Below are 25,779 nucleotides of genomic sequence, written 5' to 3'. Positions count from 1 at the left end.
TTATACGCGCACCCATATCTTACTTACCTCAGTAGATACATTCTCCGTATTTATTTATCTTTACATAGTTTGGTTTTTTCACGCCGTTTTACTTAGTCACCTGCAATACTAATAGCTAAAATTAGTTAAGTTTTTGATATCTCCCCAAACTTAGGACTCCACCACCCTTTTTGCGTACTGAAATAAGCCACATCTTTATGTTTGGTATCCTTACGCGATTGTGGGTTAGAACATCGCAACATTGTCTTACTCTGACCCTCTTTGATATAACTGTATTCGTCTAGAGGTTTCTTACATACTGGGCAGGGATATATGGTAATCTTGACGGGAGGCTTTTGTTGATTCTCAGCTTGGACTGTTTTAGTTTGTGGTGGCTGCCAAGTTTTGTTAAAGTCGCTCCAAAACAGCACGACATTTTCACAGCCTTTTGTGCATTTGAGAAAATATTTCTTTTTAACCTTACTGCTGGGAATTTTGGCGAGAAAATTTTTGCATTCAGGGCATCGCGTCTTGGAAGTTTCATATTTGCGCTCACTTATCCCATTAGCTTTACCTGTTGAGGAACTTGCAACAACAGTTTTAGCTTTGGAGAGCGCTGGTAGAAAGTAATTCTGATTCCAACTAGTTAAATAATGCTGCCAAGAGTTTTTTCCTTCGGAAATTGCATCAAGAGCATCCTCCATTTTTGCTGTGAATTCCGCCTCTAGTAAATCCGGTAATGCTTTGAGCAAAAACGCATCAACTTCTAACCCCAACGCTGTCGGTTGAAGATGGTCTTTGTTCAACTCGACATAATTTCGTTTTTTTAAGGTAGCAACAGTAGGAGCATAGGTACTTGGGCGACCAATTCCTTTACGTTCCATCAGTTGCACTAATTTTGGTTCACTATAACGGGGTGGTGGCTGGGTCTGCTTCTGCTCATGTCCAGCATTCTCCAGTTTCAATGCTTGTCCCTGTTGTAATGAAGGTAAAATACTATCCTTGCTGAGATTGTTCCAGTACCGGGCATAACCGTAAAATTCAATCACTTGCCCTCTGGCTGACCACAGTAGAGAACCAGACTGAGTAATCACCAAAGTTTTACGCAATTGGGCAGCACGACACTGAGAGGCAATTGACCGTTTCCAGATCATCACATATAGATTAAACTGATCATCAGGAAGTTCAGAGCGCAATTGAACTGAAGGACGGAACACATCCGTTGGACGAATCGCTTCATGTGCTTCTTGAGCCGATTTGCTACTGCGATGTTTGGAGACTTGCTGCGGTATATTCTGCGGATCATTTTGCTCTAACCATTTACGGCCGCTGGCACAAAATTCTGGACTCAGCATCACTGAGTCTGTTCGCATATATGTGATTAGCCCTGCCTCATACAGCTTTTGGGCAACAAGCATGGTTTTGTCAGGAGCAAACCTCAGCTTTGAACCGGCTGCTTGCTGAAGGCTGGAAGTTGTAAATGGTGGAGGTGGCTGGCGGTTAACGATTTTTCCTTCAAAATGAATAACCTGATGAGGATGCCGTAGTGCTTCTTCAACTATACGTGTAGCCTCTGCTTCCGAAAGAACGCGCTTAGACTCCGGTGTTTCCGTACTATTATTTACCTTCGCGTCATCGTGAGTTTCAGTTTCTTGGTCTGCTGCATCTGTTGCAGAATTGACCGTCCCTTTGTAAAAAGCCCGAAATCCTTCAGCATAATCTACCCAGACACTCCAGTAATCTTGGGGAACAAAAGCCAGAATTTCGGTTTCTCGCTGACAAATCAAGTGCAACGTCGCGCTTTGGACTCTGCCAACACTCTTAGCCCCGTTATTCAATGCCCAAACTAAAGGGCTACCTTTGTAACCCACCAACTTGTCTAGGCAATCTCGGCACAGCCCAGCACCAATCAAGTTTTGGTCTAGCTTTCTGGGATTAGCGATCGCACTTTGCACCGCAGATGCTGTAATCTCAGTATAAATTACTCGTTTCGGTTCCCTTAAACCCAGCGTTTCTTTGAGATGCCAAGCAATTGTTTCGCCTTCCCGGTCTGGGTCAGTTGCTAAGACAACTTCATCAACCTGCCTCACCGCAGACTTGAGCTTCTGGATTGTTTCCTTTGCTCGTTGGTCACGCGGCACGTAATTGCACCGGACATTACTGCCGTCCATGACGAAGCCCAAGGAATCGTCCCCTTCATTGCTAAGTTCTCGGATGTGACCACAACTGGCTAGAACTTTCCAATCTGAACCCAGAATTTGACTGAGTTTTTTGACTTTTCCCGGAGATTCTACCACAAGCAGGCGTTTGATCATAGCAACTGCGTTCTCGATTTTGAGCAATAAACTGGCAATTGCGATGAGCGTTCGCCTATTCTCGTCATCTGGATTTTCTAGAATACTCTACCAAAAAGCTTTGGAAATTGCTCAACTCAGTTTAGAGGTAAATCATCACAACGCGATACCCCTGCAACAGCGATCGCCCTTGGAACTGGCTCAAATACTATGATTTTAGCCTCAACAACCTTGTGAGATTAGGTTTGATATTAAATAGTAGGGGCGCACAGCTGTGCGCCCCTACAAATCACCTGTATTCCACTTTATGAAAGTCTCAGGTGATGAAATATACATTACTTAGTAATGATTCAGGTTAATGCCAGCTTCTTTTGCCATTGCTTCTAACCCTTTAATTTCTAAGGTTTTGATTGCTTTGGTAGACAGCTTTAATCTCACCCAGCGATTTCCGCCTTGCCACCAAACACGCTTGCTTTGCAGATTGGCGTGCTGAAGGCGTTTAGTACGACGATGGGAGTGGGATACAGCAAAGGCGTTATTTGCCTTCTTACCAGTTAATTCACAGCGACGGGACATAGCAAGTATCTCCAGATTGTTATTTTAATACAGCCTTTCCATTTTAGGTCTTAGGCAACAGAAGTAGGAGACGAGATGGGGAGGAGGGGAAGCAGGGGAAGCAGGGGGAGCAGGGGGAGAAATAACTCCTAACTCCTAACTCCTAACTCCTAACTCCTAACTCAGCCTCAGCACTATTTACTAGCTTGTTCCGTCAGCTTGGTGAGTACCTCATTCGATCGCTCCACAAATGATTTCATCCCCTCAGCGTCAAACCCTTTCTGAGACATCAGCGCTAAATCGTAGACATGTTGGCAAATCAAGTTCACTAACTGATCTGTAGGCGATTCACCGTCACCTTGAATAATAGTACCTTGGTTAAGATTTGCCAGATTTTGAATCAACGGGTGAGCAGTATTCACCAGCAAAATGTGGTCTTCGGGAAAATCTACTGTCTGCTGCTGCATCATCGCATTCATTTCTCGCATCCGGCGGAGAATCTCTGGTAAAAGCACGATCGCAGGTGGTGTCCCTTGGGGATCGTCTGATTTCAAAGCTTCGGTGCGGATGTTGAGTTTGGGTTTGTTGAGGGATTTCTCAAATAACTCTTTGATCGTCTCACTCCGAGTTTTGTTCGTCTTGGGATCAACAATTTCCGTAGCTTTGTCTTGTTCCAGCAGGGTATTATCTAAGTCGGAGTCCACCCGCGTAAATTTAACATCCTGATATTCCCGCTCTAGGAAGTTGATAAAGTGGGTGTCGATGAAGGAGTCCATAAACAGGACTTCCAAGCCTTGATTTTTGTGCAATTCTATATAAGTAGCTTGGGTTGCTTCATCGGTGCTGTAGAAAACTCGGTTTTCGTGGCGTTCTTTGTTGCGTTCTAGGTACTCTTTCAGCGTGGTGTAAGGAGCGCTGGGTGCTGAGTTTTCAGGACTAGGTGAGGGAGGAGTTACATCTTGCCAAGCATCCCCCTCTGAAGACTGGACTTCAACCACTGGAGTTTCCGCAGCAGGTTTTTCTGTCAGCTTGGCGGTGGTGCGGAAGACGATAATATCTTCGATTTGTTTTTTGAATTTCTCGTCGTTGAGAACGCCGAATTTCACAAATGTGCCGAGGTCTTTCCAAGCACTAATGTACTGTTGGCGATTATCGCGGAAAAGTTCTTTGAGGCGATCGCCTACTTTTTTGGCAATGTAATCACCGATTCGCCGCACGGTGCGATCGCCTTGCAAGGCACTGCGCGATACGTTCAGGGGAATATCCGTGCTATCAATCACACCCCGCATTGGAGTTAGAAATTGCGGAATAATTTCTTCGCAGTTGTCGCTAACAAAAACTTGATTGCAAAATAGCTTGATCTGCCCTTTAGTAACATCTACATCCGGCTTCATTTTCGGGAAATACAGAATCCCGTTGATGATAAAGGGATAGTCTGTATTTAGATGTACCCATAATAGTGGTTCTTCCTGAAAAGGATACAGGTAGCGGTAAAACTCTAAATAATCTTCTTGAGTAAGATTACTCGGAGACTCTCGCCACGGTGCTTTTTGCTTATTTAATACTTCGCCATCGAGTTTAATTGGGACTGGCAAGAAGTCGCAGTATATCTTGACAAGATTTTTAATTCGTGCTGATTCTAGAAATTCTTCCTCTTCTCCTTGCAGGCTGAGAGTAATAGTGGTGCCGCGAGTTGTTCGGGGCGACTCTTCTAGAGTGAAAGCTGGGGAACCATCGCAAGTCCAGTGAATCGCCTGCGCCCCTTCTTGATATGAGAGGGTATCAATCTCTACCTTTTGCGCCACCATGAATGAGGAGTAGAAGCCAAGACCGAAGTGACCAATAATCGGTTGATCTGATTTGCCTTCATACTTATGAATAAATTCTTCAGCACTAGAGAAGGCAACCTGATTGATATATTTCTTAACTTCTTCTGCGGTCATCCCGATACCGTTATCGGAGATGGAGAGAGTCTTCTGATCTTTGTCAATGGCAATTTCAATTTCTGGTTCGCCGATATCTCCAGCATAATCTCCGGCGCGGGATACCATTTTCAGCTTTTGGATGGCGTCTACAGCGTTGGATACCAGTTCCCGCAAGAAGATTTGGTGATCTGAGTAAAGCGACTTCTTAATGATCGGGAAAATATTCTCAGTATGAATACTGATTGTTCCTTGTTCCAGCATGGTTTTTAATTAAATAAAAGTTTCTCAATAAGGATTTTAACGGCTGTTTGTGAGGTAATCACTCATGAGTAGTCGAGGATATCTGCACATAAGAGATTCGGATTTCCCTACTTATTACTAACACAGATGTAACATAACTTTAGATAACCACTGTCATTAACACTGGAAAGGCTGTTAACGATAAATATATCGGTTCCTGCATGGGTAAGGTACAAAAAGAAATAATTAACCATAGATGAATACAGATGCTCTTGTAGACAGACATCTTTGCGCCCCTATCTCTGTACACTCATTCAAATGGGAATCGCTATAATTCTCTTTGCCTCTTTAGCTGAAATGTGAGTTTTTGAATCTACTGCTCTGAAAATTTATCTTCTAAAACTCCTGGAGTATAAGACTATGAGTAATCCTCATCTTAACAAAGTATATGAACAAGTGAAAGAATTTTATTATTCAGTTATTAACCATGATTACGATCTGCCAATCATCCTAACTTTTCTTAAGAAATACTCCAATAATCATCAGAGAGGATGTCAGGTTTTAGATGTTGGTTGTGGCTATGGGCATAAAATGCTGGGAATTACTTCATCTGGCTATGAAGTATTAGGTGTAGATGTAAATCCCCAGCTTGTTGAAGCCAATAAAAAGCAGGGTCTGGACTGTATAACAGTAGAAGAATTTTCTCAAAATACAGACCAGTTTGATATTATTCTAATGTCTCATATTATTGAACATTTTCATCCATCTGATTTAAAAGATTTTATGGATGCTTATCTTGACAAACTGAAGTTGGGTGGATATTTAATCATTGCTACTCCCTTGTTAACTAAATCTTTTTATGATGATTTTGACCATATTAAACCATATTCTCCCCTTAGCATCATCATGGTGTTCGGTAAAGCTGCCACTCAAGTTCAATATTATTCGCGAAATAAACTTAGCTTAACAGACCTTAAGTTTCGCCGGAGACAGTATCGATTGACTTTTGTGAGAGGAAAATACGTTAGAAGCTGGACTACAAAGGTTTATCAGGTTGTAGATTTTGTTAGCACATTGTTATGTCTAATATCAGGGGGCTGGTTGGGCAAAAAAGACGGCTGGGTTGGTATTTTTAGAAAAATCTAAATGTAGAGACGCGCCGTAAAGGTACGTCTCTAGTTTGATTATTCAGGTGTTGATTTCAGCAAGTGGACAGTAGCTGAATTTACTGAAATTTTCACAGGTGGTTTTTTGCTAAAAGACAGACCGGTTTCATTTTTGTCAATGAAAATCGTGTCTCCAGAGATAAAAGTATTTTCCAATAACTTGGTGGCAAGGGGGTTTTCTACTTCTCGCTGGATTGCCCGTTTGAGTGGGCGGGCACCATAAACTGGGTCATAGCCTGATTCAACAAGGTGATCGCAGGCTGATTGGGATATCTCAAAGAAGATTTTTTGCTCGCGCAGAAGATTTTCTACCCGTTTGAGTTGAATACGGATGATATGCCGCATTTCCGTGCGATTTAAAGTATGGAAGAGAATAATGTCATCGACGCGGTTGATAAATTCCGGGCGGAAATGCGATCGCAAAGCATCCATTACTCTGATCCGCATCGTTTCATACTTGGAATCATCACCAGATACATCCAAGATATGTTCGCTACCAATGTTACTGGTCATCACAATAACGCTGTTGCGAAAATCTACCGTCCTTCCCTGAGAGTCAGTAATTCTCCCATCATCTAACACCTGCAATAAAATATTGAACACATCGGGGTGCGCTTTTTCCACTTCATCCAGTAGTACCACAGAGTAGGGACGGCGGCGAATCGCCTCGGAAAGTTGACCGCCTTCTTCATAGCCTACGTATCCTGGAGGCGCTCCCACCAGCCGAGAAACTGAGTGTTTTTCCATATACTCAGACATATCCAAGCGCACCAATGCATCATCAGAATCAAAGAGAAACTGAGCTAGAGCGCGAGCGAGTTCGGTTTTGCCCACACCCGTGGGACCCATAAACAAAAATGAACCAATGGGACGCGAGGGATCTTTCATCCCCGCACGGGCGCGGCGAATCGCCGCTGCTACCGCTTCTACAGCTTCTTCTTGCCCAATGACTCGTTGATGTAAATGACTTTCTAGTTGCAGTAATTTTTGCCGTTCTGATTCCAACAAGCGATTGACGGGGATTCCTGTCCATTTAGCGACGATTTCCGCAATATCAGCTTCGGTGACTTGTTCTCGCAGCAACGTGGAACCTTGGTTTTGAATTTCTAAAAGGTTCGCTTCTTTGGCTTCGCGCTCGTGCTGCACTCCCTCCAATTTGCCATACTTGAGTTGGGCAGCTTTATTCAGATCATAGGCACGTTCCGCCTGTTCAATTTGCACTCGCAGCGCATCTTCTTCTTTCTTTAAGGCGCTTATCGCCTCCAATATCTGCTTTTCACCTTGCCATTGCTCATTAAATATTTGCTGTTTTTCCGTTAAATTGGCGATTTCTTGCTCAATTCGCTGCAAACGTTCTTTAGTTTGGGGAGTACCCTTTTCTTCGCCAGCTAATGACAGCTTTTCCATTTCTAACTGCATGAGGCGGCGATCAATGGTTTCCAATTCCGCTGGTTTGGAGGTAATCTCCATTTTCAACTGTGCTGCTGCCTCATCTACTAAATCAATGGCTTTATCTGGCAAAAAGCGATCGCTAATATAACGTGCTGACAGAGTTGCTGCTGCTACCAAAGCCGAATCAGAAATTTTGACGTTGTGATGGACTTCATAGCGTTCTTTCAATCCTCGAAGAATGGAAATAGTATTTTCCACACTTGGCTGATCTACAAATACTTGCTGAAAGCGGCGTTCTAGGGCAGCGTCTTTCTCAATGTGTTTGCGGAATTCGTCGAGGGTAGTTGCGCCAATGCAACGCAGTTCTCCCCGCGCCAGCATTGGTTTGAGCAGATTTCCGGCATCCATTGCCCCTTGTTGACTGGAACCGGCGCCGACTACGGTATGCAATTCGTCAATAAACAGGACAATTTGCCCGTTAGATTCCGTAACTTCTTTGAGGACTGCTTTCAGGCGTTCTTCAAATTCTCCTCGCAATTTTGCCCCAGCAATTAAACTACCGATGTCTAAAGAGATGAGTTGGCGGTTTTTCAGAGATTCAGGAACATCACCGTTTACCATCCGCTGTGCCAAAGCTTCGGCGATCGCAGTTTTACCTACCCCAGGTTCACCAATTAATACGGGGTTATTTTTGCTCCGACGAGACAATACTTGAATTACCCGCCGAATTTCGTCATCCCGCCCAATCACCGGGTCGAGTTTTCCAGCTTTTGCCTGTTCTGTCAAATCTCTACCAAATTTTTGTAAGGCTTCATAGCGGGATTCTGGGCTTTGATCTGTTACCTTTTGGCTACCGCGAACGGTTTTAATAGTAGCTTCTAGTTTAGCTGTATCCGCGTTAAAGCCTTTGAATATCTTTCGTCCAATGCGATCGTCTTCAGCAAAGGCCAAGAGTATGTGTTCCACGGAAATGAAGGAGTCTTTCATCCTGGCTCTAGCTTCCTCAGCTCGGTCTAGTAAAACATCTAAACTGCGGCTAAGGTAAAGCTGATCGCTTTTACCAACTTTCGGCTGACGTTGGGTAAAGGCTTCTAGCTGCTGTTGGAAGCGGATTGGATCGACCTCAGATCGAGCCAGGATACGTATTGCTAAACTCGTGGGGTCTTCTAGCAGGGCAATAATTAAATGTTCAACATCTAGTTGCTGTTGTTGATAAGCACGGACTATATCCTGAGATTTAACAATTCCTTCCCAGGCTTTATCAGTAAATTTATTGGGATCTGTAGGTTGCATTTTTAGAATTTTGGATTTTGAATTTTTAGTTTAGGGATTGGGGATTATTAAAGGGAGTACGGAGTGGTTGTAACCCTACTCCTTAGTACCCAGATAATTATCCAAACATTCTCAGCGTATATCCGCGTGTATCTCCGGTGGCAATTTTGGATTAGTAATTGGTGATAGTTTGATCCATTACCCATTTCTTAATTTAAAACGAAAACACTGTTCTGAGCAGACTTTGCCAAATGCTGCTAGTGGAGCGATGTTTACGACGGGCTGTGCGGTGACGCTATTAGTGTTGCTGATCAACGACAGGATAGGGATAATACTAATAAAATTTACTCAGAGAAGATCCCGTAACCCGCCTAAAAAGGGGAGGCAAAAAGCGAAAAGTCTGGCGCGTTTGGGTTTCCCGGTACGAGATGCCAGTGGGCAGGAAGAATCAATCTCCCCGTATCTAGCTCAACTTTTCAAGACATCGGTGTGGATTTTCCGATCGCTTTATTGCCTTCGATAGAGTTGTTACTCCGCACTCAGGCAAAAGTAGGAGCGACGGAAACCGCTGCTCTGAACTTTGGTGACTCAGCACTAGTGATGCTCAACTCCATCATTTATATTCTTGATTATAAGAATTACTGACTCACAAGTTGCTCTTGTGATTCCTGTTTGACTGCTGACCCTTGAGTTCCCAGTTGAATCAATTCAATTTTATATCCATCTGGATCTTCCACAAAAGCAATTACTGTCGAACCATGTTTCATCGGCCCTGGTTCGCGCACGACTTTACCGCCATGATTGCGGATTTCCTCACACGTAGCGTAAATATCATCAACGCCAAGGGCAATGTGACCGTAGGCATTACCCAATTCGTACTTTTCCACCCCCCAATTATAAGTTAGTTCTATCACCGCCTCATCGCTTTCATCGCCATAGCCAACAAAAGCCAGGGTAAATTCTCCCCCGGGATAATCTTTTCGGCGCAGTAATTTCATTCCTAGAACTTCACAGTAGAACTTTAAGGACTCTTCAAGGTTGCCCACCCGCAGCATTGTGTGTAGTAATCGCATATTGACTTGTTCTGTGTAATTGATTTAGTGTTACTCTCTGCCAACAACATTTTAAAGGAGTTCAAGAACTCAGATGTTGCATCTATTAACAGATAAACCACAAATAAGTCTATTTAATTCGCTGCTACATAAGTAAATCCCGTGTAGGCGGGTTGCAGAATCTGATCAACTCTCCTGTTAGTTGACTCCAACTCTGGAAATCTTCTTTAATCTCAGCCTACAAAGTCACTTAAACGCCTATGCTAGCGATTGGGTTAGCTACTGGACTGTGTGCGATAAAGGCTAAGAACGCACTCGAATAAAGGACAAAACACAGATGACTAACATTTTAGATACTGCCATTGAGGCGATCGCATCTCGCGAAATTCTCGATTCACGGGGTAGACCGACAATTGAAGCCGAAGTGCATTTAGCCAACGGTGTTGTAGGACTGGCGCAGGTTCCGAGTGGTGCCTCTACTGGCACTTTTGAGGCTCACGAACTGCGTGATGGCGATAAAAGCCGTTACGGGGGCAAAGGCGTACTCAAGGCAGTACAAAACGTCAAAGAAGCACTTGCTCCCCAATTGTTAGGCTTGGATGCCCTCAACCAAGAACTGCTAGACCGCACGATGATCGCTATAGATGGTTCTGCTAACAAATCTAATTTGGGGGCTAATGCGATTTTGGCGGTTTCCCTAGCAGCAGCTAAAGCTGGTGCTGAGTCTTTGGCAATTCCCCTATATCGCTATTTGGGTAGTCCTTTAGCGAATTTGTTGCCAGTGCCGCTGATGAATGTGATTAACGGTGGGGCACACGCATCAAACAACGTGGATTTTCAAGAGTTTATGATTGTCCCAATTGGGGCAACTTCCTTCCGGGAAGCGTTGCGCTGGGGTGCAGAGGTGTTTGCTACCCTCAGTCAGGTGTTGGATGAGAAAGGGTTGCTTACTGGCGTAGGCGATGAAGGTGGCTTTGCCCCTAACCTAGAATCCAATCAGGTGGCTTTGGAATTGCTAGTTGCTGCCATTAAGAAAGCTGGTTATAAGCCAGGGGAAGAAGTAGCTTTGGCATTGGATGTGGCGGCTAGTGAGTTTTACAAGAATGGACAGTATGTCTACGATGGTAAACCTCACGCCGCCACAGAGTTTATTGATTACCTTGCTCAACTGGTTGATCAATACCCAATTGTGTCAATTGAGGATGGCTTGCATGAAGAAGACTGGCAAAGTTGGCAATTGCTCAACCAAAAGTTAGGTTCGCGGGTGCAGTTGGTAGGAGATGACTTGTTTGTTACCAACGCCACACGCTTGCAAAGAGGCATCCAGGAAAAAGCCGCTAATGCTATTTTGATTAAACTCAATCAAATTGGTTCTCTCACCGAAACCTTGGAAACGATTGATTTGGCAACTCGTAACGGTTTCCGTTCAGTAATTAGCCATCGTTCTGGTGAAACAGAAGACACAACGATCGCCGATTTAGCCGTAGCAACCCGTGCCGGTCAAATCAAAACAGGTTCCCTCTGTCGCAGCGAACGCGTAGCAAAATATAATCGCTTGCTGCGAATTGAAGATGAACTAGGCGATCGCGCCGTTTATGCTGGTGCTGTGGGTTTAGGGCCGAAGTAGAGTTAGGAGTCATTCAATTTTGGATTTTAGATTTTAGATTTTTTCTTCAATCCCTTCGGCTTGGTGCAGTCACTCATGGGGGAAACCCCCTTGGCGCTAGCCTCTCCCCTTGGGAGAAGACCGCGCTGCTTCACCAAAATCCCAAATTCAAAATCTAAAATTGACAGAGTTAGGAGTTAAGAGTTTTTAATTCATAACTTATCACTCCTAACTCCTAACTGATTTAAGGATAAAATCCCAACTTGGGCAACCCCAAGGTTTCATCCCAGCCCATCATCAAGTTTAGACACTGAATCGCTTGACCCGCCTGTCCTTTAATTAGATTGTCAATTGCTGACATGACAATCACGCGACCTGTGCGCGGGTCAACTTCTACACCGATATAACAAAGATTGCTGCCGTTAGCCCACTTGGTTTGGGGATAAACGCCGCTACCGCAGATTTTCACCCAAGGAGAGTTGCGGTAGAAGGCGGAGAAAATTGTGATTAAGTCATCTCGGACTAGACCAGGATCTCGCAGTGTGGCATATACCGTTGCCAAAATACCGCGCACCATTGGGATAAGGTGGGGTGTAAATTGGATCATCAGTTCGTGACCAGCTAAGTCACTGCAAATTTGCTCAATTTCTGGGGTATGACGGTGACGGCCGACATTGAAAGCTGCTATGGAATTGTCGGCTTCAGCTAGTAATAAGTTAGTTTGAGCTTGCCGTCCACTGCTAGATGTGCCAGACTTGGCATCGATAATAGCTGTTTCTGGTACGATTAAACCTTGCTTTAAGAGTGGCGAAAGTGCAAGGAGACTAGCAGTGGGATAGGAACCAGGACAGCCAACGAGTTGAGCTTCGGCAATGCGATCGCGATAAAGTTCTGGTAATCCATAAACTGCTGTAGCTGCAATTGGGCGATCGCTTCTCTCTGTGCCATACCAATTTGTATAAGTTGTCAAATCACTGAACCGATAATCTGCACTCAGATCCAGTACTTTACAGCCTTTTTCTAACAGTTTGGGCGCGATTTGGCAAGCCAGACCATTTGGTAAAGACAGGAAAACTACTTCACAGCGGTGAGCAATTATTTCTGGTTCTACCGCCTCTATTAGCAGATTAGCTGCATGAGCCAGATGCGGGTAGAGATCCCCGAAGGATTTCCCGATACTGCTCTCACCGCCTAAATAAACCAGTTCGACTTCTGGATGATCCATCAGTAGTCGTACTAACTGTACTCCGCCATAGCCCGACGCGCCAACAATCCCAACGGGTACGCGTCTAAATTTGCCCATGATCTGAAATCCTTATCCCATGAATGGTTAATTCGTTCTCAGCTATCAACAATATCAGCGACTAGACGCGCAGCGCACAAAATGCCCCAAACCCCTCCACTTTGTTTTGGAAAGTCAAAAGTCCAAAAAAGTCAAAAGTCTAACAGTTTTTGATACTTGACCTTTGACAGGAGGCGGAGCGTCTCTGGCTTTGCTCTTGACTTTACGCAGTGAGTGTTTAACTCTGGCTGCACTCTATTACTAAACCCCAATCTTAATGACAGAAATTTTTGCCACGTGATCAAATCATTGCTAGTCTACTTCTCTGCCTGATAAAGGAGCTACAATCTAAAAGAAGAAATTGTTAAAAAAATTTACGTTGGTAGCTGGAAATCTTTCTGTGTCACAGCCTAATACTACACAAGCTTTTAAATTTGATTCGATTGATGCCGCCTTAGCAGACCTAAAAGCTGGTCGCGTCATTGTAGTGGTAGATGATGAAAATAGAGAAAATGAAGGCGACTTAATTTGTGCTGCCCAATTTGCCACACCCGACACGATTAATTTCATGGCGGTGGAAGCTAGAGGGCTGATTTGTTTGGCAATGACAGGCGATCGCCTAGACGAGCTAGACTTACCCTTGATGGTAAGCAACATTACTGATACTAACCAAACTGCCTTCACTGTTAGTATTGATGCTGGTCCAGATTTGGGCGTGACTACAGGCATCTCAGCCGAAGACCGCGCCCGCACTATCCAGGTTACTCTCAACCCAGCCACAAAACCTATTGATTTACGTCGTCCTGGTCACATTTTCCCGATTCGGGCTAAGGAGGGAGGCGTACTCAAACGGGCAGGACATACGGAAGCTGCTGTGGACTTATCTCGACTCGCAGGGCTATACCCAGCTGGGGTCATTTGTGAAATTCAAAACTCTGATGGTTCAATGGCGCGGTTGCAGCAGTTAGTTGAATATGCTAAACGTCACAATTTAAAAATTATTAGTATTGCGGATTTAATCAGTTATCGCCTACAGCACGATCGCCTAGTGTTTCGTGAGGTGATTACCAAGCTACCTAGTCAGTTCGGTCAATTTGAAATTTACGCCTATCGCCACACTCTGGATAATACAGAACACGTTGCAATTGTCAAGGGTGATCCAGCTAACTTCAAAGATGAGCCTGTGATGGTGCGGATGCACTCAGAATGCTTAACTGGTGATGCTTTGGGTTCTTTGCGCTGCGACTGTCGGATGCAATTACAAGCCGCACTGAAAATGATTGAGTCTGCTGGGCAAGGTGTAGTTGTATACCTGCGTCAAGAAGGACGGGGAATCGGCTTGATTAACAAGCTGAAAGCCTACTCATTGCAGGATATGGGACTGGATACAGTAGAGGCGAATGAGCGTTTAGGATTTCCCGCTGACTTGCGAGACTACGGGATGGGGGCACAAATGCTCATGGACTTGGGCATCAAAAAGATTCGCCTGATTACCAATAATCCCCGCAAAATTGCTGGAGTCAAGGGCTATGGGTTGGAAGTAGTCGATCGCTTGCCATTGTTAATTGAGGCCAATGACTACAATTCTTATTATCTGGCGACAAAGGCGAAAAAGCTGGGTCATATGCTGTTACAGACTTATTTGGTAACAGTAGCAATTCATTGGCAAGATGACCCGGAAGCGGTGACGGAACGTTATGAACGCTTAGAAAAACTGCGACACTTAGCCAGAAGTAATGATTTATTGTTACAGGAAGAAGCGCGTCCTTTAGCGATCGCTATATTTGACGAGCCATCTTTAACAGTACACTTGGGTTTTGATCAGGCAAAAGTTGCTAGCTGCGATTGGTATCGCCAAAGTGGTCATCCTTATATACAGGCAATCTTCCAAATTCTGGACAACCTAGCAACTTTGCCTTACATCCAGAAACTAGAATTTCTGATTTCTTCTGGTTGCGATCCTTTGAGTAATTTACAAGTCCAACTGGATCGACAGACATTCTCGGATGGTACACTGCCTTCATCGATTAGCGATCGCCTGGAGACGCAGCAAATTTATAGCTTTAGCAAATAACTTCGATAATTTTCTTTCAATATACAAGGCGGTGTTATCGCCGAGAGTACGGCACAACTTTTTATTTACTTACTCTATAGATTGGTCTAACCTGACGATAAGTATTAAGTAAGTTCAGAAATTTATTCCCATCAAAATTTATCGGGTCAACTTTTTTACCGGAACGGTCTACTAGATGGTGGGTAGTAATACGATAGTCTGGGACTTGACTTTGAGCAATTAACCAAGCAAGAGAATTGTATTGAGCTTCCGTGTAGCCGCTATGGGTTTCTTGGCTGCTACTGTCATAACTATCTGGCGGTGTTTCCAAAGAAGCGTGATAAGAAAAATTATTCACAGATGCTGGTAAATTCGGATTAGTCTGCACAGTTTCCACTCCCTCTGGACTCTCAAATACCGAGTTAGCTGCACCAAAAGCTCGCTTTTCTGGCGGTACTAGATAAATCACCGTTCCGTCTAGCTTGATTAAAGCGTGGTAACTTGCTTGCACAGTTTCATCGGTATGGGCTACTTGAAAGAAATTAATCGCACTGGAAGCAGAATAACCAGTTTCATGGAGGACGATAATCGGTTGGTTGCTGAGAGTTAAGCCGTTAACATCTTGGGCGTACCGTTCTCCATAGTTACTTGGGTCAACCGAAGCAACTTGATAATTAGGTCTGTACTGTGCAAAAGCTTGAGTGGTTACGTACCTTGCTATAGGCTTCTTGTTAATCTTGATTGGGGACTTGAGAACACGTTGAGATTTCTTCTCTGAGCTTTTCGCTGATTGGAATTGCACCTGAGGATATTGACTCCAGGCTGTAACCCGTGGATTGGATGTATGGTATGTTATCGAATTATTGTGTAATTTTGTCGCTCGTCCAATTAGCAGCACTACAATTAGAGCCATGAACATCAGCGAGATTAATAGCACCCTAGTCGCCCAGTCTGTAAACCTCATTTTTCTAACACCCGTAAAACGGTAGATATTAACTTATAGCTAAACTGGCGTGTTTTTCATAGAGCCGCACTTCCAATACGGTTCGGATAAGACTTGATCCCCCCAACCCCCCTTTTTAAGGGGGGCTGAAAATGGCTCTATTTCCCCCTTTTTAAGGGGGACTAAGGGGGATCTTTAAGGACTGTGCAGCTTAACCGAACCGTATTGGGCGCACTTCTTTTAACCCCTGCCGCCTATGGTATCCAAACGAGAATCGCTATAATACCTTAATCTTAGTGAAAAATACGTTACTAGTATATGTTGAAATGCTAGGTAATTGTTTTAGATGCTTCCTCTGTCTATGGAGCTATTTAAATGCTCTCAAAACCATTGCTGCCGTGAAATTAGATCCCCGACTTCTTTAAGAAGTCGGGGATCTGGACACCGCGAATTTTTACGTCTCTACAATTCAAGATCACAATCTCAAATCTCAAATAGTTAGCGTTTATACTCTGATGCGTGGTGTTCGCATAGCCACAGGTAATGTCCCTCTGGAGTCAAGACGTTCTTTAATCCACCCCAGTGCTGCTGTGGATCTGTTTTCATCTAAAAGTTGACGCAAGGCACGTAAACCAGCACCATCGGCGCGTTCTGGATCTAAATTTTCACCTCTAGGAATTTTTTCTGCTAATTCTAAATCTTCAGATTGTTTGAGTTCAGGTAATTTTGCTGCTACTTCTTTAAATAGTTCTAAGTCATTTTTGAATAGCATTTCATATTCTTTGGGATCTACCACACCCAGCCAAGGGCCAATTATTGGTGCAGCATATTTCAAGACGCGAAATAACCTACCAAGATAGGGTGCGATCGCTCTCAACCATTTAGCAGGTTCATTTATTTCATATAAACCGCCCTCTTGGGTGGGATGCCAACAGCCTGGTGCTTGGCAATAGAGTTGTAAATCTAATTTCTGTCCAGTTAGATTCCTCTTCCAAGCTTTATCGCCATGTAGACGCAACACAAAGACATTGGGACAGTGAGAATCTATGATTGCTTGTTCACGGCGGAATGCATTGGTAAATTCCCGCTGCATAAATTCCCTCATATTGTTGAGTTGATCAAGAATTGCTTCCTGTCCACCAACAACTGTGTCAACAACTGTTTTTTCTAACTGGTCAATACGTGATAGCACTTTATCCTGTGTGCGCCAATCCAACCCGAAAAGTAGAGATGACACTGCAACAGTCTCAAAACTTTCCTGGCATTGCATATCTATAATTGGTGGATGTCTAGTAATAGCTTTCTCTAAATTTGCATAGTTGAAGAGGTAAATACATGCTTCCCCATCATGACCAGGACAGGGAATAAAGCGTTGAATCTGCAATCCTGGAAACCTTGCCAGAGTTAGTTCAATACCATCTTTGAGCAGCGCAAAGAAATTCTGGGGGTATGCTCCTCGGACTGTTAATTGCAAATAGCGATCGCTCTTAAATGCTTGCACTAAAGCTAAATGTTTTTTCTCAGAATCAGCAAATAAGACACCGTTCCGCCAATGGATGCCAGTTGTGAAGCGGTGTTGACGCGCAATAAACCAAGTGGGAATCCCCGCAGGAATAGTATTGAGTTGGAATTTCATCGAAATTTCATGGCACTCTCCTGTTTGTTTAATTTGCTGCCATTCCTGTTCATAATTAGGCGCGTCGAGGGGCAAACGTTCCACCACCAGACTGAGATCCCGATTTTCTTGAGTGCGGTAGGAAAGGTCAAAACGCTCCATGAGGCGCAGGAAGTGATCCCGCATGGATGGATCTAAGTCGCGCCAAAGTTGATTCATTTCCTCACGGGTGAAAATACCACAACGCTTGATTACGTCTTTGCTTTCCAAAACTTTGCTGATATATTCAGTCACCCACTGTGGCTTGAGGATAACGGTATCGTTAAGTTCTTCGTTGTCTTGGAAGTAAAGAATTTCACCTAATTCATGCAGCCATCGCGCCAGCACTTCCTTGCTTATATCAGCAACTTGGGAATCAGCCATGATGTCCCACAATTGTTGGGGTGTGATTTGTTTTTTCGGCTGGGTGCGGATGGCACTGGCAGCATTTAGCCAGGTGGTAGGCCAGATTTCCCCCATTAAAGGTAACTTAGCGGCTGCTTCAGCAATTGCTTGCCGCAGTTCTTCAACACCTCGGATGAATTTAGAGCTAATTTTATAGTGTTGAATAATCTGGGGATACTTGCGGCGTAACTCAACTATGGGAAGGTCGGCATCTCGTTCATCGATGTGGGTGGCGACAAGTAAAATTGGGGATTCTGGGGCTAAGGCTTTGATAGTATCTAGCCAGTAATAGAGTTTACCTTGCTCAAATCCTAGTCGAGCATTCCAGGCGAGTAAAAATAGGGAGCGGTTGGTGAGAAAGAATTGATGCGTAGCATGATAGATTTCCTGTCCGCCGAAATCCCAGGTTTTCAGATGCATGTTAGTACCTACTTTGCTGGGATGGCTTAAATCGAGCCATTTAATTTCAATACCATGAGTAGTAGATTCCTGGGTGTCGAACTCTTCACCGCGTAATGCTCTTAACAAGGATGTTTTACCCACTCCTCCTTCACCGACAACTAGCAGTTTAGAAACCCACTGCCGTTGGCTACCCTCTAACCTTTCTCGAAGATAAGTGAAAATTGCCTGCATTCCCTGCTCGACAATTTCAGGCGGCGGCGAGCTTAATTGTTGATTGTTAGAGAGGTCTAGCGTTCTCAAGTTGGAGAGTTGGCAGATTTCTGGCGGCAGGCTGCTGAGTTGATTGTTATCGAGGTATAGCGTTGTCAAGTTGGAGAGTTGGCTGAATTCTGGCGGCAGGCTGCTGAGTTGATTGTTATCGAGGTATAGCGTTGTCAAGTTGGAGAGTTGACCGATCTCTGGCGGTAGGCTGGTTAGTTTATTATTTCGGAGAAATAAAGTTGTTAATTTTGAGAGTTGGGAGATTTCTAACGGCAAGCTGCTTAGTTGATTGGTAGAGAGGTCTAGAGTTCTTAGGTTGGAGAGTTGGCAGATTTTTGATGGAAGGCTACTTAGTTGATTTCCTTGAAGAAATAACATGATTACCTTTTCCTTGGCAGCTTGTTCAATAATTTGCAACAGTTCTTCGTTTGTCACCTGCAAACCTCACCAACTTTGTAGCAATATTTACTAAAGTAGTATATCGTAACTAAGCGTTACAGATTGGATTACCATGTTCATGTCCATAAAAACGGCTGTAATATTTAAATTAGCAGGGTGCGTAGGCGTAGCCAGTCGTAGACATCGCTAACCTTGCAACAATATTCACTCATTCACGAGTATCAAAGACTCGTTAACGGAGTTCAAAGACTCGCTCACGAGTATAAATGACTCGTTGGCGAGTATCAAAGACTCTCTCACGAGTATCAAAGACTCGTTAACGGAGTTCAAAGACTCATTCACGAGTATAAAAGACTCGTCGGCGAGTATCAAAGACTCGTTCACGAGTATCAAAGACTCGTCGGCGAGTATCAAAGACTCATTAACGGAGTTCAAAGGGTGTGTTACGCTTTCGCGCTAACACACCCTACGACTGCGATCGCTTTATAATTGCGATGTCTACGACGGGCTACACCTACGCAGTTTTGAAACAAATCCATAAGTACTTATCCCAATTCTCTTGATGGAGAAACGGTTTCGTTAGTTTGAGAAGATGGTTTATTGAAGAAACTCCAGATTCTTTGAATAGCTATTATTAGAAAACCAATCACGATTATTCCTGATACCACTGGTAAAGCTAGCGCCAGCACAGACAGTGCAATTGCCATAACCAACTCAATGGTTGACACAACAGGATTGGTTAATCCACCTGAAACGCCTGTAGAACTTATCCGCAATGTATTCATTAATCCTTTAGTTAATCCTGCCGTTCCACCACCTGCTATTAAAGCTAACGTCCATTGCACCAATGGATTCATCTCTGGAGCAACAGATGCTGTTACGATTGTCCCGGCGATAAATGCCGCAGGTGTGGCAACAATATCCAGCAGATGATCCAACCAAGGAATGTAATAACCGATAATTTCCAGCGAACAAGCGACTGCAAATACAATTAAAGCTTGAGGTGTTTCCAGCCAATCAAAGTCAGTCGGCAAATCAAAATGTCCAAAAACTGAAGCTACACTCAATGCTAGCAGTGGTACAAATACTCTGAAGCCAGCCGCCGCACTCAAACTAATCCCCAGTAATAATTCAATAAATGTATTTAGGTTGAACAAAGAAATTAAATCCATAGTGGGACTCAAGTTATACTTTTGGTGTTTTTTCCATCTTTGAGCTGAACAAAGTGACAACTCTAAGTTCTGATCCTAAGATAAGAAACTTGATGAAAATATTTCATCTGGCTATGTGTAGAATCAGTGAAACCTCACCTCTGTCAATGGGCAATGCCATACCCCTACAATAAATCTATAATATTGCCCACCTGATAATAGCGATGTCTAAGGGCGGGCGTAGCTGCGGCACCACCAACGCTACAGGCGATCGTCTCTTGTGAAATGAGATTACTAAACACTCTTCCCTAAGTATCGAGAAAATTTTAGTTTAGGGATTTCCAAGAAATAAATTATCCAAATAAACGAACCACAGAGACGCAGAGAACACAGAGAGAGGAGAAATAAAGAGGATTTTTGCGTCAGTTTTGGGATATTTTTTTATTTGGAAGTCCCTTACTACTCTAAATGCTTAACAGGCATTGATACTAAGTTTCCCAAGCAATCAGCAACTTCTTTCCGATGACAGCGATTCGGGTTCATTTCAGCACACAAGAGTAAAACATTACCCGTTTGAGCAACTTGTGCAATTTCATGTAGAGCTTTATCTGCTTCTTCTTGATTTACTGGAATCCAATTTTCTTTACCAGATGTATTACCTAGAGCGGTTTTAGAAATATACTCAATATTATTTAATTCACAGAATATTTTAATTTTGTCGCCGTACCATTTACGACTCCAAGCACGAGGAACCATCCTCACATCAACAACACATTCGACATCAAACTTTTGCAGGTATTCCAAGAAGGCATCGTAGTCTTTGCGATTACCATATCCGAAGGTAAGTATGCATCTTGTTTTGGCAATATCTTTAATCTTCATTTTTAATTCCTGGAACAATAAAGTTTAAATATTATATTTTTATTATTGGTGGGTAAAATATCCCAATAATCATAAAGCTATTTTTGTGGTTTTTTAGGTTTCCCATAATAAAGTATAAATCTTTTTTGCTTAAAAATTCTTCTTCTAATTTTTGGCGTACTTTTTCTAAAGCCTCCTTTTCTTTATTCTCCATACTTGTTTCCTTTGATCTATCTCTACAGCCTCTATAAAGTTGTTGAATTTCCCAATCATTTATTGTACAACGATGCTTCTTTCCATCTTTAGAAAAAAATTCGTAACCAAACTTGTAAGGAATTTTATCTAACTGTACTGAAGGCTCAAACAAGTCCATCTGATCTAATATTGCTTGGTGTTTTGGTTTCCACTCCCGTTCTATTTCCTTCTTGCAAAAGTATTTTTTTATAGTTTGTGGTTTAATAATACCGAGAGATTTACCTTGCTCTTTAATATCCAGAATAGATTTGAATTATAGTGGCAAAACCAAGGCTTTTCGCTCTTCCCAGTTTTTGCTAGTATCAATTTTTCGTATGACTTCTATCGAAGAATCATCTATACGAAAACTTTCTTCTCTATAATCTTTGTCATTTCTTTCTATTTTAGCACTTATAATTGACCATCTTGGATAACGCTTATCAAAATCTAATTGACGAAACCGAATGGGATAAATGCGAATCCATTGAACTGGTTGATCGTCTTCATCTAACAAAACTCCTGCTGTACAGACTGTTTCTTGATATTTGGTGCTAATTGAAGGGTATGTTCTAGTTGCAATTAAAATTTTCCTTCTTTCCATAGAACAACCTCTATATGAACTAGCTCACTATACAGTGATATTATAGACACATAAGTAATTCCAGTACGGCATCAAAAATTTTTCATTACATACTGCCGAAACTTCCAAAATTTTGGAAAATAATAAAGTAAGTAGAGTATCACAAGACTCACTTGATTTGCTCATTTATTCTAGGAAAATATGACTCATCCTTTCCTTGAACGCCTGCGTAGTCCAGATAGCCCAGTCCTCGTCTTCGACGGGGCGATGGGAACCAACCTCCAAACCCAAAACCTGACTGCTGAAGACTTCGGCGGCCCACAGTATGAAGGTTGTAACGAATACTTAGTCCACACGAAACCCGAAGCTGTCGCTAAGGTTCACCGAGACTTTCTCGCCGCTGGTGCAGATGTCATTGAAACCGATACCTTTGGCAGTACGTCCCTGGTGCTGGCAGAATATGACTTGGCAGATCAAGCGTATTACCTCAGCAAGACAGCCGCCGAATTGGCGAAGCGTGTCGCTGCGGAATTTTCCACACCAGAAAAACCCCGATTTGTGGCAGGTTCCATCGGCCCGACAACTAAACTTCCTACCTTGGGACATATTGACTTTGACACCATGAAAGCTACTTTTGCTGAACAAGCAGAAGCGCTGTGGGATGGTGACGTCGATTTATTTCTGGTGGAAACTTGCCAAGATGTGCTGCAAATTAAAGCGGCGCTGAATGGCATTGAAGAAGTGTTTGCCAAAAAAGGCGATCGCCGTCCGTTGATGGTGTCTGTGACAATGGAAAGCATGGGCACAATGTTGGTAGGTTCAGAAATCAGTGCTGTGCTGACAATTCTGGAACATTACCCAATTGACATTCTCGGTCTAAACTGTGCCACAGGCCCAGACTTGATGAAACCACATATCAAGTATCTGGCAGAACATTCACCTTTTATCGTTTCCTGTATTCCCAACGCAGGTTTACCTGAAAACGTCGGTGGTCAAGCACACTACCGCCTAACACCGTTGGAATTACGGATGTCGCTGATGCATTTTGTTGAAGATTTGGGTGTCCAAGTGATTGGGGGTTGCTGTGGGACACGTCCAGAACACATTCAACAATTGGCAGAAGTTGCTAAAGACCTGAAGCCAAAAGTTAGACAACCTAGCTTAGAACCCGCAGCAGCATCAATTTACACCACTCAGCCCTATGACCAAGATAATTCCTTCTTGATTGTTGGCGAACGTCTCAACGCCAGTGGTTCCAAGAAGTGCCGCGATTTGCTAAATGCCGAAGATTGGGATGGACTCGTTTCAATGGCGAGGGCGCAAGTAAAAGAAGGCGCACACATCCTCGATGTCAACGTCGATTATGTGGGACGCGACGGCGTGCGAGATATGCACGAATTAGTTTCGCGCATTGTTAATAATGTGACACTGCCTTTAATGCTTGACTCCACCGAATGGGAAAAGATGGAAGCGGGTTTAAAGGTTGCCGGTGGTAAGTGTTTACTGAACTCCACCAACTACGAAGACGGGGAACCGCGCTTTTTGAAAGTGCTGGAGTTGGCGAAAAAGTACGGTGCTGGCATAGTCATTGGTACTATCGATGAAGATGGGATGGCGCGGACAGCAGATAAAAAGTTTGCGATCGCGAGGCGTGCATACCGTCAAGCTGTAGAATATGGCATACCTCCCACAGAAATTTTCTTTGATACCCTCGCGTTACCCATTTCCACCGGGATTGAAGAAGACCGAGAAAACGGTAAAGCCACAATCGAATCTATCCGGCGAATTCGTCAAGAATTGCCTGGATGTCATGTGATTTTAGGTGTTTCCAATATTTCCTTTGGTTTGAATCCAGCCTCGCGGATGGTGCTGAACTCAGTGTTTTTGCACGAGGCGACGACGGCAGGAATGGATGCAGCCATTGTCAGTGCTAACAAGATTTTACCGTTATCTAAGATTGAAGAACGCCATCAAGAAATTTGTCGCCAGTTGATTTATGACGAGCGAAAGTTTGAGGGTAACATCTGCGTTTACGATCCCTTGGGAGAGCTTACCACAGTGTTTGCCGGGGTGACGACAAAACGCGATCGCTCCTTAGATGAAAGTCTCCCCATCCCCGAACGACTCAAGCGCCATATCATCGACGGCGAACGCATTGGTTTAGAAGAACATCTCACAAAAGCCTTAGAAGAATATCCCCCCTTGGAAATTATCAACACCTTCCTGCTAGATGGCATGAAAGTTGTCGGGGAATTATTCGGTTCAGGACAAATGCAGTTACCCTTCGTCTTGCAATCTGCGGAAACCATGAAAGCGGCGGTAGCCTATCTAGAACCGTTTATGGAAAAATCTGAATCTGGCCACAATGGGAAGGGAAGCTTTATTATTGCCACGGTGAAAGGTGATGTCCACGATATTGGTAAAAACTTGGTAGATATCATCTTATCCAACAACGGCTACAAGGTGATTAACCTGGGAATTAAGCAGCCGGTGGAAAACATCATCAAAGCTTACGAAGAGCACAAAGCTGATTGTATTGCCATGAGTGGTTTGCTGGTAAAATCCACCGCCTTCATGAAAGAGAATTTGGAGATATTCAACGAAAAAGGAATTAGTGTCCCCGTGATTTTAGGTGGTGCAGCGCTGACTCCCAAATTTGTGCATGAAGATTGCCAAAAAACCTACAAAGGTAAGGTTGTTTATGGCAAAGATGCCTTTTCTGACTTGCACTTCATGGATAAATTAATGCCAGCGAAGACTGCTGGTAACTGGGATGATTTGCAGGGATTTTTGGATGAATTTGCCGAAACTGCTGAAATTTCGACGAATGGTCACAAAGAACCAAAAGCTACAACTGCTGAGGAAACAGCATCTGCTCAACCAAAAGAAGTAGATACAAAACGTTCTGATGCTGTGGCGATAGATATTGAACGCCCGACACCGCCTTTTTGGGGAACGCAGTTATTGCAGCCTAATGATATTCCCATTGAGGAAATATTCTGGCATTTAGATTTACAAGCTTTGATTGCTGGACAGTGGCAATTCCGCAAGCCAAAGGAGCAATCTAAGGAAGAATATCAGGCTTTCTTAGCTGAGAAAGTGTACCCAGTTTTAGAAACTTGGAAACAGCGGATTATTGAAGAGAATCTGTTGCATCCCCAAGTGATTTATGGGTATTTCCCTTGTCAGTCTGAAGGAAATTCTCTACATATATATGACTCAGAAAACCAATCACAACAAGTTGCAACTTTCGAGTTTCCCAGACAAAAGTCTTTAAGGCGGCTGTGCATAGCAGATTACTTTGCACCGAAAGAGTCGGGAATTATTGATGTCTTCCCAATGCAGGCGGTGACTGTAGGGGAGATTGCAACAGAGTTCGCTCAAAAGCTATTTGCTGCCAACCAATACACAGATTACCTGTATTTCCACGGCATGGCGGTGCAGGTGGCAGAGGCTGTGGCTGAATGGACACACGCCAGAATTCGCCGAGAGTTAGGCTTTACTGCTGAGGAACCCGATAATATTCGGGATATATTGGCACAACGTTATCGTGGCTCACGGTATAGCTTTGGGTATCCAGCTTGCCCAAATATCCAAGACCAGTACAAGCAGCTAGAGTTATTGGGGACTGACAGAATTAACTTGTATATGGATGAAAGTGAACAACTTTATCCAGAACAGTCTACTACTGCGATTATTGCTTACCACCCAGTAGCAAAATACTTTAGCGCCTAATTCATATCCCCTCTCCTTATTAAGTAAGGAGAGGGGTGCCCGAAGGGCGGGGTGAGGTTCCAACAGTATTGCACCGAAGTGAGAACCGCTATATCTGATTATTTTGCACCAAACTGATATCTTTCCTTTAACAGGTGGGTATTATAAGCTTGCTCTGCTAACAAAATATTCATAAATTTGCCTTCAAATAAAATACATTTCCGCAATTTTACTGTAAAGTTCTGTTCTTATTCTTTATTAGACTTGAATTAAATAATTCTGAAAAAATCAGTGTTTACCGGATAAAATCAACAATTCATCAATGATATAACTTGAAGTAAATTATCTTTTTTTGTAGC

At 43.4% G+C, this 25,779-nt stretch carries 19 protein-coding genes; 6 read left to right on the top strand and 13 right to left on the bottom strand.

Annotation, left to right across the window (positions count from 1 at the left end; genetic code table 11):
* Nucleotides 1-125 precede the first annotated feature (125 nt).
* Nucleotides 126-2,294 (bottom strand): type I DNA topoisomerase, encoded by a 2,169-nt coding sequence (gene topA, locus V7K85_RS01405; protein ID WP_334810881.1) that lies wholly within the window; start codon nt 2,292-2,294, stop codon nt 126-128.
* 43 nt (nt 2,295-2,337) lie between these two features.
* Here topA and V7K85_RS01400 point away from each other — a divergent pair, with 43 nt between their 5' ends.
* Nucleotides 2,338-2,487, top strand: a complete 150-nt coding sequence (locus V7K85_RS01400; protein ID WP_334810880.1) for a hypothetical protein — start codon at nt 2,338-2,340, stop codon at nt 2,485-2,487.
* 125 nt (nt 2,488-2,612) lie between these two features.
* Here the strand turns inward: V7K85_RS01400 and rpmB are convergent, their stop codons facing one another.
* Together rpmB and htpG are read right to left on the bottom strand one after the other, a co-directional pair.
* Entirely contained in the window at nt 2,613-2,849 is a 237-nt protein-coding gene (gene rpmB, locus V7K85_RS01395) for a 50S ribosomal protein L28 (protein ID WP_334810879.1), read from the bottom strand.
* Nucleotides 2,850-3,022: 173 nt separating this feature from the next.
* Nucleotides 3,023-5,014: a molecular chaperone HtpG gene (gene htpG, locus V7K85_RS01390; RefSeq protein ID WP_334810878.1), complete on the bottom strand. Its 1,992-nt coding sequence runs from the start codon at nt 5,012-5,014 to the stop codon at nt 3,023-3,025.
* A 399-nt stretch (nt 5,015-5,413) separates the two neighbouring features.
* Between htpG and V7K85_RS01385 the strand changes: the two genes are divergently transcribed.
* Nucleotides 5,414-6,139 carry a class I SAM-dependent methyltransferase gene (locus tag V7K85_RS01385; RefSeq protein ID WP_334810877.1) on the top strand — a complete coding sequence of 242 codons (726 nt, stop codon included), beginning with the start codon at nt 5,414-5,416 and terminating at the stop codon, nt 6,137-6,139.
* 38 nt (nt 6,140-6,177) lie between these two features.
* Here the strand turns inward: V7K85_RS01385 and clpB are convergent, their stop codons facing one another.
* Nucleotides 6,178-8,844, bottom strand: a complete 2,667-nt coding sequence (clpB, locus tag V7K85_RS01380) for an ATP-dependent chaperone ClpB (protein ID WP_334810876.1) — start codon at nt 8,842-8,844, stop codon at nt 6,178-6,180.
* A gap of 468 nt (nt 8,845-9,312) precedes the next feature.
* Here clpB and V7K85_RS01375 point away from each other — a divergent pair, with 468 nt between their 5' ends.
* The gene (locus tag V7K85_RS01375; RefSeq protein ID WP_334810875.1) at nt 9,313-9,468 is read left to right on the top strand and encodes a hypothetical protein; all 156 of its coding nucleotides are present in this window, start codon (nt 9,313-9,315) and stop codon (nt 9,466-9,468) included.
* On the opposite strand, the gene gloA is transcribed toward V7K85_RS01375, so the two are convergent.
* Nucleotides 9,462-9,896 carry a lactoylglutathione lyase gene (gene gloA / locus V7K85_RS01370; RefSeq protein ID WP_334810874.1) on the bottom strand — a complete coding sequence of 145 codons (435 nt, stop codon included), beginning with the start codon at nt 9,894-9,896 and terminating at the stop codon, nt 9,462-9,464. The genes V7K85_RS01375 and gloA overlap by 7 nt on opposite strands.
* A 316-nt stretch (nt 9,897-10,212) precedes the next feature.
* Here gloA and eno point away from each other — a divergent pair, with 316 nt between their 5' ends.
* Nucleotides 10,213-11,502, top strand: a complete 1,290-nt coding sequence (gene eno / locus V7K85_RS01365; RefSeq protein WP_334810873.1) for a phosphopyruvate hydratase — start codon at nt 10,213-10,215, stop codon at nt 11,500-11,502.
* Between the two features lie 223 nt (nt 11,503-11,725).
* Here the strand turns inward: eno and argC are convergent, their stop codons facing one another.
* Nucleotides 11,726-12,784, bottom strand: a complete 1,059-nt coding sequence (argC, locus tag V7K85_RS01360) for an N-acetyl-gamma-glutamyl-phosphate reductase (RefSeq protein WP_334810872.1) — start codon at nt 12,782-12,784, stop codon at nt 11,726-11,728.
* 379 nt (nt 12,785-13,163) lie between these two features.
* Between argC and ribBA the strand changes: the two genes are divergently transcribed.
* Entirely contained in the window at nt 13,164-14,837 is a 1,674-nt protein-coding gene (gene ribBA / locus V7K85_RS01355) for a bifunctional 3,4-dihydroxy-2-butanone-4-phosphate synthase/GTP cyclohydrolase II (RefSeq protein WP_334810871.1), read from the top strand.
* Nucleotides 14,838-14,898: 61 nt separating this feature from the next.
* On the opposite strand, the gene V7K85_RS01350 is transcribed toward ribBA, so the two are convergent.
* The 7 genes from V7K85_RS01350 to V7K85_RS01320 form a co-directional block, all read right to left on the bottom strand.
* Entirely contained in the window at nt 14,899-15,780 is an 882-nt protein-coding gene (locus V7K85_RS01350; protein WP_334810870.1) for a peptidoglycan recognition protein family protein, read from the bottom strand.
* A gap of 484 nt (nt 15,781-16,264) precedes the next feature.
* The gene (locus tag V7K85_RS01345; RefSeq protein WP_334810869.1) at nt 16,265-18,916 is read right to left on the bottom strand and encodes a COR domain-containing protein; all 2,652 of its coding nucleotides are present in this window, start codon (nt 18,914-18,916) and stop codon (nt 16,265-16,267) included.
* A 168-nt stretch (nt 18,917-19,084) separates the two neighbouring features.
* A complete protein-coding gene (locus V7K85_RS01340) occupies nt 19,085-19,315 on the bottom strand; it encodes a hypothetical protein (protein ID WP_334810868.1) in 231 nt (76 codons plus the stop codon).
* A gap of 110 nt (nt 19,316-19,425) precedes the next feature.
* Nucleotides 19,426-20,052 carry a DUF4126 domain-containing protein gene (locus V7K85_RS01335; RefSeq protein WP_334810867.1) on the bottom strand — a complete coding sequence of 209 codons (627 nt, stop codon included), beginning with the start codon at nt 20,050-20,052 and terminating at the stop codon, nt 19,426-19,428.
* 438 nt (nt 20,053-20,490) lie between these two features.
* Nucleotides 20,491-20,913, bottom strand: a complete 423-nt coding sequence (locus V7K85_RS01330; RefSeq protein WP_334810866.1) for a DUF488 domain-containing protein — start codon at nt 20,911-20,913, stop codon at nt 20,491-20,493.
* Nucleotides 20,914-20,944: 31 nt separating this feature from the next.
* On the bottom strand, nt 20,945-21,265 hold the full coding sequence (locus V7K85_RS01325; protein WP_334810865.1) for a hypothetical protein: 321 nt from the start codon (nt 21,263-21,265) through the stop codon (nt 20,945-20,947).
* A gap of 135 nt (nt 21,266-21,400) precedes the next feature.
* Nucleotides 21,401-21,727, bottom strand: a complete 327-nt coding sequence (locus V7K85_RS01320; RefSeq protein WP_334810864.1) for a hypothetical protein — start codon at nt 21,725-21,727, stop codon at nt 21,401-21,403.
* 180 nt (nt 21,728-21,907) lie between these two features.
* On the opposite strand from V7K85_RS01320, the gene metH reads away from it, so the two are divergent.
* Complete coding sequence (gene metH, locus V7K85_RS01315) at nt 21,908-25,441, top strand: methionine synthase (RefSeq protein WP_334810863.1); 3,534 nt, start codon at nt 21,908-21,910, stop codon at nt 25,439-25,441.
* Nucleotides 25,442-25,779 lie beyond the last annotated feature (338 nt).

The organism is Nostoc sp. (assembly GCF_036917615.1).
In the GTDB taxonomy this organism is placed as follows: domain Bacteria; phylum Cyanobacteriota; class Cyanobacteriia; order Cyanobacteriales; family Nostocaceae; genus Nostoc.
This window is presented reverse-complemented; position numbering and strand designations above follow the sequence as displayed.